At 29.4% G+C, this 11,068-nt stretch carries 10 protein-coding genes; 2 read left to right on the forward strand and 8 right to left on the reverse strand.

What is annotated here, in order from left to right; all coding sequences use genetic code 11:
• The coding region (locus HX049_RS17660; RefSeq protein WP_435793532.1) for an alpha/beta fold hydrolase at nt 1-273 on the forward strand (273 nt) is incomplete at its 5' end.
• A gap of 114 nt (nt 274-387) precedes the next feature.
• Nucleotides 388-1,827, forward strand: a complete 1,440-nt coding sequence (locus HX049_RS17665; protein WP_286417629.1) for a PLP-dependent aminotransferase family protein — start codon at nt 388-390, stop codon at nt 1,825-1,827.
• A 105-nt stretch (nt 1,828-1,932) separates the two neighbouring features.
• On the opposite strand, the gene HX049_RS17670 is transcribed toward HX049_RS17665, so the two are convergent.
• The 8 genes from HX049_RS17670 to HX049_RS17705 form a co-directional block, all read right to left on the reverse strand.
• Complete coding sequence (locus HX049_RS17670) at nt 1,933-2,328, reverse strand: cytochrome C (RefSeq protein WP_286417631.1); 396 nt, start codon at nt 2,326-2,328, stop codon at nt 1,933-1,935.
• Nucleotides 2,312-2,599, reverse strand: a complete 288-nt coding sequence (locus HX049_RS17675) for a hypothetical protein (RefSeq protein ID WP_286417633.1) — start codon at nt 2,597-2,599, stop codon at nt 2,312-2,314. The genes HX049_RS17670 and HX049_RS17675 overlap by 17 nt, the downstream gene beginning before the upstream one ends.
• Nucleotides 2,599-3,612 carry a cbb3-type cytochrome c oxidase subunit II gene (locus HX049_RS17680; protein ID WP_286417635.1) on the reverse strand — a complete coding sequence of 338 codons (1,014 nt, stop codon included), beginning with the start codon at nt 3,610-3,612 and terminating at the stop codon, nt 2,599-2,601. The genes HX049_RS17675 and HX049_RS17680 overlap by 1 nt, the downstream gene beginning before the upstream one ends.
• Nucleotides 3,613-3,617: 5 nt before the next feature.
• Nucleotides 3,618-5,753 (reverse strand): cbb3-type cytochrome c oxidase subunit I, encoded by a 2,136-nt coding sequence (locus HX049_RS17685; RefSeq protein ID WP_286417637.1) that lies wholly within the window; start codon nt 5,751-5,753, stop codon nt 3,618-3,620.
• A 190-nt stretch (nt 5,754-5,943) separates the two neighbouring features.
• Nucleotides 5,944-6,096: a hypothetical protein gene (locus tag HX049_RS17690; RefSeq protein ID WP_286417639.1), complete on the reverse strand. Its 153-nt coding sequence runs from the start codon at nt 6,094-6,096 to the stop codon at nt 5,944-5,946.
• Between the two features lie 398 nt (nt 6,097-6,494).
• Entirely contained in the window at nt 6,495-8,450 is a 1,956-nt protein-coding gene (drt3b, locus tag HX049_RS17695) for an antiviral reverse transcriptase Drt3b (RefSeq protein ID WP_286417641.1), read from the reverse strand.
• Nucleotide 8,451: 1 nt separating this feature from the next.
• Nucleotides 8,452-9,669, reverse strand: a complete 1,218-nt coding sequence (drt3a, locus tag HX049_RS17700; protein WP_286417643.1) for an antiviral reverse transcriptase Drt3a — start codon at nt 9,667-9,669, stop codon at nt 8,452-8,454.
• Nucleotides 9,670-10,405: 736 nt separating this feature from the next.
• Nucleotides 10,406-10,990 (reverse strand): hypothetical protein, encoded by a 585-nt coding sequence (locus HX049_RS17705; RefSeq protein WP_286417645.1) that lies wholly within the window; start codon nt 10,988-10,990, stop codon nt 10,406-10,408.
• Between the last annotated feature and the right edge of the window lie 78 nt (nt 10,991-11,068).

Consider the following 11,068-nt stretch of genomic DNA (forward strand, 5'->3'; position numbering starts at 1 on the left):
ACAATGACAGCTAGTTACACTACTTGGCTTGATCAAGCTAATGATCCTGAAAGATTAAATATAAAACCAGAAAACCTTAATCAATTTAGTGGTAAAATAACACTTATTACAGGGTCAGATTCTATCTTAGTATATACAGCTGTTGCAAAAACAATAAAACAGAAAGTTAATTCAATAGAATTACAGACTATTCAAGATGCAGGTCATGGAGGACTTATTTCTCATCCCAAACAAACTGCTCATTTGATTACTACACACTTAAATCAATTGTAATAATATAATAAGTGTTCTCTATCTTAAAGCTGTTTTTAAAACTCTTTATAAAGTTTAATTTGCTACATTTGGAATATTACGTTTTATAAGAGTTAACTATATCAAGTAATCCAGATGAAGAGATTATGGAAATTAGAAATTAGATTAGAGAATACTTCCAATAAGGCTTTGTATTTACAAATAGCTGACGCCATCATTGATGACATCAAGAAAGGAAGGCTAAAAAAAGGAGATTTACTACCGAGTACGCGTACACTCTCTAGTCTACTAAATGTCAATAGAAACACCGTAGTACGCGCACTGACTATCTTAATTACCGAACAATGGCTGGTATCAGTAGAAAGGAAAGGAATTTTTGTAGCACATACTATTTTGCAAGATAGTCCTGTAAAAACAATAGAGCCTTTATTAGAAAGACAAGAAACAGACCTATTACTGAACAATAATATTGTCTTTGATAATGGCTATCCTGATAGTAAAATAGTTCCAATAGCAGAACTTGCACGCGCTTATAGACAAATTTTTAATAGAAGTGCTAAATGGCAAATGATGGGATATGGAAGTGAACTAGGCGATTCTAAATTCATTACTCATATTGCTAATATGCTCAATCATCAAAGAGGGATGAATGTAGCCGAAAAAAATATTTGTATTACACGTGGAGGGCAGATGGCTATCTTTATGATTGCCCATTCCCTATTAACTAAAGGAGACTATATACTAGTAGAAAATCCTGGGTATAATTCTGCTTGGGAAGCTTTTAAACATGCTGGGGCTAATCTTATTCCTATTCATGTAGATGACCAAGGAATAGTGACTAGTGAGATTATAGAACAGCTAAAAACGAATAAAAGAATTAAAGCAATTTATCTAACCCCTCATCATCAATTTCCAACAACAGTCACCCTTAGTCTTAAAAGAAGATTAGAAATAATCGAACTTTCTAACCAATACGGGTTTACTGTCATTGAGGATGACTATGATAATGAATTTCATTATAATACAAGACCCATTTTACCACTTTGTAGCCATATTAACCTAGAAAATTATATATACATAGGAACTTTAAGTAAAGTAGTCGCTCCTTCTCTTAGAATAGGTTACTTAGTGACTAGTAAGACTTCTTTAATAAAGAAAGTAAGTAAACTAAGAAAGATAATTGATATTCAAGGCGATAGAATAATGGAGCTAGCAATATTAGAGCTAATCAAAGAAGGGATTATTAAAAAACATATCAAAAAAGCAACAATTCATTACAAAGAGAAAAGAGATTACACCTATAGTTTACTAAAGCATTATTTAGACCAATCCACCCATTTCACCTTGCCAGAAGGAGGACTTGCTTTTTGGATTAAACTCAATAGGACTATAGATTTTAAGAATTTCTGTGCTTTATTAACCAGTAAAGGCGTTGATATAGTAAACCCTAATGAGTATTACCTAGACCACACTAGTAACGGATTAAGAATTAGCTTTGGTAGATTAGCTAAAGAAGATTTAGAAAAAGGAATAAAAATCATTGCAGAATGTTTAAATCAAGAGCTACATTCCTAACTCTATTGCGTTTTCCTAATTCAGCATTTTTATTCCTTCTTTTCATATTATCTCTACCTATGAGAGGTGATCCAGTTCCTAATGACGCTTATTGTGGCTTACACTTTATAAATAACGCACAAGATAATACATCCCCCAAGCAAAAATCACAATAATAGTTGTCCATACCCAAAAGGGAATACTCTGAGGAGTTTCACTACCTACAACTAAAAAAGTCTTTTGATCACCTTTTCCATAAGCATTAATGCGTATAGACAATAAACCATCTACCACAGCCTTTTCCTTTATTCCTTCTATATCTATAGCCGGGCCATTCTTTACTGTAAACGGAATTATTCTAATCCCCTCTTTTCCCGTATGATCTTTACTTACAATTTTTAAGGTATGATCCCCATCCACTAATTTATGCGTATTGAGTTCGAAATTTACAGGTGTTTCGAGCTCTGCAATAGGTTGATGTTCATCATCAATAAAAATGAATACTCTACTTCTTTGCTCCATCTAATATATCGTTTAATACAGTTCTTTTAATGTGTTCTTTAGATTCTTCTCCTGGTTTTACTAACCATTTAATAGAGAAGATTAACGTAGCTAAAACCAGAATAGCAATCACCACTATAATAGTGTAATCCCATTTACTATCAGGTCCTACACCATGTACAACTCCTTTTAGTAATTTAGGTTGATTGCGTTCACAAACAGGACAAGCATAGATTACATTAGCAAGTAATAGTCCTATTATAGTAAGAATCCTTTTACAATTTACTTTCATTATTTATCCTTTATATGGTTGATATAATCCATGATCTGTTTTACTTCTTCCACTGTTACCAAGGGAGCTTTATTTCCCCAATTATTGCGCTCGTAGTTAACTATTGCAGTAACTTCTTCCTCCGTCCAATTTGCATTAGTACCTACCGCTGGCATTACCCCATACTCCTCTCTAGCATCATATCCATTCATTATAATATCGACAAATAGTTGGAGGTTGTCTCCAGTAACAATAGCACTGTTTTTTAAAGGAGGAAACGCACCAGAGAGTCCTTCTCCATTGGCCTGATGACAGGCTGCACAATTATTCATATAAAGGTTTTTACCATCCAAAGCCGTTTTAGTCTGCCCTGTAGTTACTCCTTGTGTAACATCTTGTTCTTTAGGATATAAAAACTCAGGAGTCATAATCGTTCCAGGCAATGGAGCCTGCTTTAAAGCTTGCAGATATGCAACCAAATCTAAAGCGTCTTGAGTAGCTACAATCTTTAATTTTTTATCCCTTGAGAATGTTTCAGGTACACTGACTACAACATCTTCTTTATCAGGATGCTCTTTAGATGTAAACAGAAAAGAATACGAAGGCATAATGGATTCTTTAACGACAATACGAGGATTATAAAGATGAACTAAATGCCAGTCTAAACTAGGTTGACGTGTACCTATATCTATAAGATCAGGACCTGTTCTTTCTGTTCCCATCAGCGTAGCAGTATTAGTCCAAAAATTAACTCTTTTATTACCCGCATAATCTGCAGATATAGAAGGTCTACTCCCCCATTTTCTATCCATTTCAACATTTCTAACTTGCTGACTATGACAAGCTACACATCCATTAGCTATAAATATATCTTTTCCTCTTTTCTCTGATTGTGTTAGAGGTATCGCATTAGGTAAAGGATGTATTTTAGACTGATTATCTAGGGCTGGCAGAATAGCTACAAATAGTGTTAGAATCAAAAATAAAATAGTTGCTATTACATAAAGTTTTTTATGGTTGCTAAATATATCCATATCTACTAATTATTAAATATTTTGTCATTATCTACGCTATCATCAGCTAGTTTCTCAAAGGTTAAGTCTACCCTATCTAAAGAAATAGATTCGTCTTTTTGAATCATTTTATAAAAATTATAGACAAAGAATAGATGAGATAACCACATTAGACTTCCTCCAATAGCTCTCCATAGCCAATAAGGCATCATAAACTTAACACTCTCTATAAAGGCAGAGTCTTCCATCCACATTAAGCCTCTTAATGTTCCCCCATACATTAAAGGGATAGAATAAAACAACAATCCTATTAAGGCCAACCAAAAATGAGCTCCGATTGTAATCTGTGGGGCTTCTTTACCCGTTATTTGTGGTACTAATGCATATATAGATCCCCATAAAAGAAAAGTGATAATTCCATACATCGTCAGATGAGAGTGAGCCACTGTAAAGTCTGTAAAGTGCCAAAGCAGATTTGTAAATCGAAAGGATTCTGCTGTACCTTGCAAAGAACCCGTAAAATAGAACATAATACCTATTACAAAAAAGGGAATGGTATAACTATCCTTGATTTTATACCAGACTCCTTTAAAGGTTAAGAAAAAATTAGTTGTACCCGCTACTACAGGAATAACCATTCCAACACTAGCTACAATAGCAACAGTCTGTAACCACCATGGTATAGCACTAAAAACAAAGTGATGGGTTCCAATTAATGTATAAAACAATATCTGGCTCCAAAAAGCTAATATTCCTAAACTGTATGAATATATTGGTTTATTAAGTTGTTGTGGCAGAAAGTAATATACTATTCCTAGAGTAAAAAGCATAAACCACATCCCTACTGCTTGATGCATATAATACCCCTGCACGATTGTCTCACCTAAACCATCTTGCCAAAAAGGTAAATATCCAACAACAGCTACTATAGTAATAAAGATAACGGCAGCAACGATATACCAATTAGAGATATAAATATCCTTATCCGTTCTATTGGCTATAGTCTTTAAATAACATCTAAGCGTAAAGTACAACCCTAAAGCAAACAATAACATAATAGGCCATATATACTCTCTATACTCTCCTCCTCCATTATTTACACCAGCAATTAAACTAATAGACCCGATAAAAACGGATGCATTAATTAAAACAAGTGAATACCATCCCCATTTAATATTGACTAAGTTTGTATTACTAACTCTAGGTACGATATAATACCCCAATCCAATCATCCCTAAAGAAGCCCATCCCCAGAATACAGCATTAGTATGCACGGGTCTTAGTCTTCCAAAGCTAAACCAGCTACTGTGATCTATATCTGGTGCTATAAATTTAATCCCTAAATACTCCCCAATAGTGGTACCTACAATTAACCAAAAGCTAGCTGTTCCTAAAAACCATAAAATAAGTTTAGCCAACCCCGGGTCTATATCTACCTTGACAGAGTTTCTTTTCTTATTAGCAACAACGGGTGCTAGTTCAGTCTTTGACAACGAAATCAATCCCTTTTGATCTTGAATTAAACTTTCTCCTGAGAGTTCTTTATTGGACAATGAAAACCCTAGGGCAATCTCTCGTTTTTTTAAAGAGTCTGACTCCTCTTCAGATAGATGTTCTAAATATTCTTTAAATTGTTTTGTATGCTGATCCTCTAACTTATTTTTTTGCACACTAATAATATTGGAAATTTTAATAAGCATAATTACTACACCCAATAGAATAGGAATTGCGATTAGAATCAAAATAATGATAATCCCTGGCTCTGTTAAAAGAGATGAATCTGTTGTTTTGATATTACTCTGTGCAAAAAGATTTGATGCAGAAATAAAGAAAATAAACCCTATCAGGTATTTTAACTTTATACTTTTTAATAAAATACGGATTTGACGTTTTGTAAGGCTTGTGATAGATATCTTTACTAAATTTGAATCTAATTCTTTGTTTAAGTTATACAACTTATCAAGATAAGATGCCTTTAAATATAATGATCTAAAAAAAGCACTCAGTAGCACTATTAGAATCAGAGCGATAACAATAAAGATATCTTGGTTATTAACCCTAAATTTTAAAGGCTCCATATTGTTAGCCCAAATCCCTGTTGGATGCATAAAAAGTAGAAAACTTATAAAAATAGACCACGGAGCAAAAGACAGTATTTTCATTATGAGTATTATTAAGTAAGTAAATCATACACCTTGTTTATAGACAATCGTGTTGGCATACCATGTGTTTAGTATTTATTATCTAAAGCCAAAGGTATTGTGCTCCCTCATTAAAGAGATGGTACAGATTAGAGATAATAACATAGACCAAGTAAAGAGGTGGGGGATAAAAACAACTACTCTATTGGTGCTATAAATGAAATAATTCTTTATGCGTATTTTTAAAAGGATGAGGTACACCAGCACATAAAAAAAGCCCGATAACGAGTGTTATCGGGCTTTTCAGCGGAGAAAGAGGGTTAGCCTCTTTTACTTCGTATGCTTTATAAATAGGGATGTTCACTTTTTTGGATTGTGGTGAGCACCTTATTACGAAAGTTTTAAACTATGATTGGAATCGTTTGATTCTTAAGCAAAAATAGGCTTTTAATTTATAAAAAGGATGGTTAAAATAAAAAAGGCTGAAAGTTACCTTCCAGCCAACATATTATAGATAAAAATTTGATACAGTTACCTATTTCATAATTATCCATAAACGTGTTACAAAATTCCAAGCTATCGTGTGTGGTCAATTTTTAGATTAACCGTCAATCCAACTCTCATTACCTATATTGCTTTTATTCGCGTTTATTACAATAAATTAAATTTGAATTTTCTTGTGTTCTTATACTTCATCTTAGTTACTTAAAATATAATAATGAAATAAGTTCGCCCTTGTTCAAATGTAACCAGAATAAATTTCTAATAACTAGAAGTCCATTCCTTTTTCTTTAAAACTCTTTCCAAGTCAATATCTTGCTCCCAATTCATAAACCATTTATTTTGTTCTTGAATTTTTTCTATTTCAATTTTTATTTCATTATTACTAGCTGCTTTTTTTACGTAATTTGAATTTTTCATTATTGTTCTTTTGTGTTTTTCATCAACAAAAGGACAATTAATAACGTCAAAGAATAGTAGAGTAAGTTCAGACTTCAAAAATACATTTTCTTTTTCAAATCTTTTTAAAATTTCTATAATTACTTTGTTTTTTATTGTTTTATAAATTATATCATTATTAAAATAATACAATAATGTTATGAAATGAAAATAATTAAGATTACACAATTTATCTTCTTCTAGATTAAAGTAATCAGAAATCTTTTCAGGACTAAATTGATATTCACCTCCTAACTTCTTAAGGGCAAAAAGTAAATTAATTGTTTCAATACTAGTTTCATTCTTTACTTGTTTTCTATGGAAATTAGTTAAAATAAACTCACTATCTCTGAAAATTTTAGAAAAAACCGAGTGCTTAACATCTCTTTTGCCTTTTTTGTCTAAATACTTAACTAATAAAACAATCACTTGAGCAATTCTAAATGTTGTATTAGTGTTTATATTTACAGAATAACAATATAAGATAATATCTAGTAGCATTAAGAAAAAATTCTCACTTCTTTCAATTGAATGAAGTGAAGTTTCACTTTTAAGTATCTTGACTAATTTTGATTTAAAAAACCTAACTACATCTTTACTTAATACATCATAAGTTAAATCATTTCGTTTAACAATTGCTTGGAATTTTTTAATGAATGTTTGTGATACAACGTATGGTTTATTAATCTGTTTTATCTGTTTAATAACCTCCTCTTCTGTATTTATTTCTTCAAACAAATTATTATAAAACTCTATCAAGTATTCTTTTAACTCTAATTTCCCAACTGCAATATTAGATAAAAATGGTGATATTAAAACATTTCCTTTATCTGGATTAAGATAAAGTTTATAGAATTGTAACTCTTTTTGAAAAGATTTTTTTACTATTTCTAATGTCTCTGAATTATTGGAAAAAACAAAATAATCATCTACATATCTTCTAACATCGTAGTCAACCCCAAATTTTAATTCTAATGTATTTAGTTTTGTTAAGACATTCAAATCTACTTGTTGTAGAATAATTTCCGCAAAAATTCTTGAAATCTCAGGACCTACAACTATTCCATTAGTTTCATTATAATTAGAATGTTGCATTAATTTGTCAAAATTATTTTCAAAAGTTATTTTATTACTATGCAATTTTGCTGATTCTTTATCTTTAACTGCCCAAGTTATAGAATGAGTATAAACATGATAAAAACATTTACTTATATCAAATTCCATTAAATAATTATATCTCTGTTCTAATCTTTGAAATTCTGTTCTGTCATAAAATTTGTAAATTAAATCAATTGGTTTATAAGTATAATATGATTTTATATATTGAGATTCTGCATCTAAAATTTCAGGTTCAACTTCTTTTTCAGGATCAATTAAATTATCTTCATCAAATACAAAGCTAGGAGAAAAGTAAAATTTAGCAATTTTATTTATTTTACGTAATGAAAATGGACTCTTAGAACATAAATGCAACATTAAAGAGTCATAATCTTCGAATAGTTTGATATATCTCTTTTGTGTGAATGGATGAATAATACTTAAAGTTCTTGTATCTCCAATAATATTCTTTTTTATATCGTAGTTAAAGGGTAATGTAAATTGTTCATTCCAATCTTTATATTTTGTGCCTTTTACTTTTGATTCAAAATACTCTAAATGTCCGTTCTTTATAATATTATAAAAACCTTCATTAGAAAAAAGCATCGGTACTTCATAAGGTAAGAGTTCTGTTAGAATAACTCTTGATTTATCTTCTTTGTCTATTTTTACTTTTCCCATCTTACCAACTTTGAATTATTTTTCCCATTTCTACATAAGTAAAGGAGTTAAATGTTTTTTTTCTAAACCCAGCAATAAAACAATGCTTTTTCAGATTATTTCTCTGAATATTTGTTAGCCTTGCATTAAGTTTAACACCTAAACTCCCTTTTCTACTATAGATGATTTTTTTATGAAATTGATTAAGTTCTGTTAATATTTCTAAATCATTTATATGTGTATAATTGTAGTAAACACCTGCTTTCAAAACACTACCATCATTACTTTTACTAATACCATAATTACCTGTTAAAAACTTAATTCTTTTCTTTAGAAGTTCAAAATCATTGTTTCTTGAATAATCTACATATGATTTTACAAGTCTTGATTTTATCTTTTTTACTTTTTTATTAGCAATGCTTATTCGTAGTTTATTTTCTCTTTTATTTTCAGTATCACTTAAATAAAACCGATAACCCAAATACTCAATATTATTATGAATAGGCCTTTTCTTATATTTATTTTTTAAAACTTTAAAATTAAACCCATCTATCAGTTCAGTTTTTTCTTCATTGATCTCTAAATTAGTTGTTTCATTTGACATAATTGGATTAAGATTATCATATAATTCCAAAGCACTCTCTTTACTATTGAGAAAAATAATAATATCATCAACAAACCTAGCATAATAAAATACATCCTTATATCTTTGAATAGCTTTATCAAAATTTCTCATGTAAATCTCAGATAAAGATGAACTGATATTTAATCCTCTTGGAAGTCCTATATCACACATTGTATTTCTATTGTCAAAAATTTTTCGAAGTAAAAAAATTGAATAGTATGAAAGCATTGCATCGTTTTTAAGTTTTCTAAAAACTCTCTCTCTATCTATACTTTCATAAAATGATTTAATATCAGATTTAATTATCCAAAATGGTGCAGTTTCGCTTAATAGAGTTTTAACTTGTTGAATTATGAATTTTCTATTAGCTTGTTCATCCTTATATATTCTTTTAATATTATCATTCAGTTTTCTCAAAATTAGCTTTTGAGATAAATTCTCCAAATAATAATAATCGCTAGTATATTTTATATCAAATTCGAAACTCTCATTTAATATTTGTTCTTCAAATACAAGAATTTCTGATTCAATATCTTCTTTTTCTAAAGCATTACGAAATAATTCACCTTTTTTAAGGTGTTTTAGTAATTCTTGAGAATCAAAATTTTGTTTCATTTTTTAGGCTTCTTTTGCGACAATTACTAATAAAATTCATAGTTGTCAATTACTTGATATTTTCAGGTTTGAACAATTTAGATTGAAATTTCTTCCTCATTAGAATAAATAGAATGTAAATAACATAGCCATTAATGACCTAATATAAAAATAGTGTTACTCCATAATCTTCAAACATATAAAAACTTTTTTTATTAATATTACGGAAATCCGTAAACAACTCAGTATTTAGAGTCTATCAAAAAAAGATTTTAAAGTGGTGGTGTATAATCCTCTTCTACAAAAAGCATACGTTTTTACACGTTTTTATGAATTAAGCATAACTTTAAAGTTCGTATTTCCCCCACAAATAGAATTTACTTTAACAAATTATAAATGCCAATCTTTAGTATTCCATGTAAAATTTAAGCTATTGAAAAACATTTTTTTATAAGATGTGATAGGTAATTATTTTTTTTCTATTTTTCAGCTCTTCAATATACTAACTATATATTATTTTCGTTTCTACAATCGAATTACATTGAGGACAAAATTTCATCTCTTTCTCTGTGTTTTGGTTTTCCATAGTTATTATGTATAAATATAAAATTCAGATGGCTTTGGTAAAATGTAATATATTAAAGTGTATTTTTTATAAAAACATGAGTATAGTTAAAAATTACATAATTAACAAGATAAATTAATTAAATGTTTTTAATAAATTAATACTTTAACCCAAAATATATTTTTAAGTAATTTACTTCTTTAGTACATTTTTGATTTCATTCAGTTTTAATAAAATTTCAGAATTGACACTTTTATTTTTTTCTTTTTGTTTGTTATTAGCAGCAATAGCTAAATCTGTAGTTAAATTTAGAGCTTTGTTTAGGATATTCATGAATTCACTTATTAGGTTTCCTGCTTCTTCTCCATCTAATTCTATAACAGTATCATAATATGATTTTAGACTTTCTTCAATATGTCCTGCTATACCATGTCTTGTTTTAGAAATTTTGTTATAAGTAGAAGCATTTCTAAAATCGTCTATCTCATTATACAAATTCTTAAGAACATCATTAAGCTCTTTATACTTATTTTCAACTGTAATCTGAATAAATGATTTCCCTTTAAAAGGTTTTAATTTCTTAGTTGATTCATGAATTATGAGAAACGAGTTTTTTATAAAGAAAGCCTTTTCCCATTCCGTTTTTGATTTTATCAAGTTTTTTAAATTGACTGCTAAATCTAGCATCGCAATTGTAATGTAACCATTATAATTATTAAATTCCTCCAATTCATTAAAATCAGAAAGATCAGTTTCTGGATTAAGTCCAAGAAGCATTTATATTAGCCCCTAAATAAGCTGGAGTGAAATTAGTAAATTAATTACATAACTTTGGACTTATGAAATACAAGAAAT

Source organism: Myroides odoratimimus (genome assembly GCF_030326305.1).
GTDB lineage: Bacteria > Bacteroidota > Bacteroidia > Flavobacteriales > Flavobacteriaceae > Flavobacterium > Flavobacterium odoratimimum_A.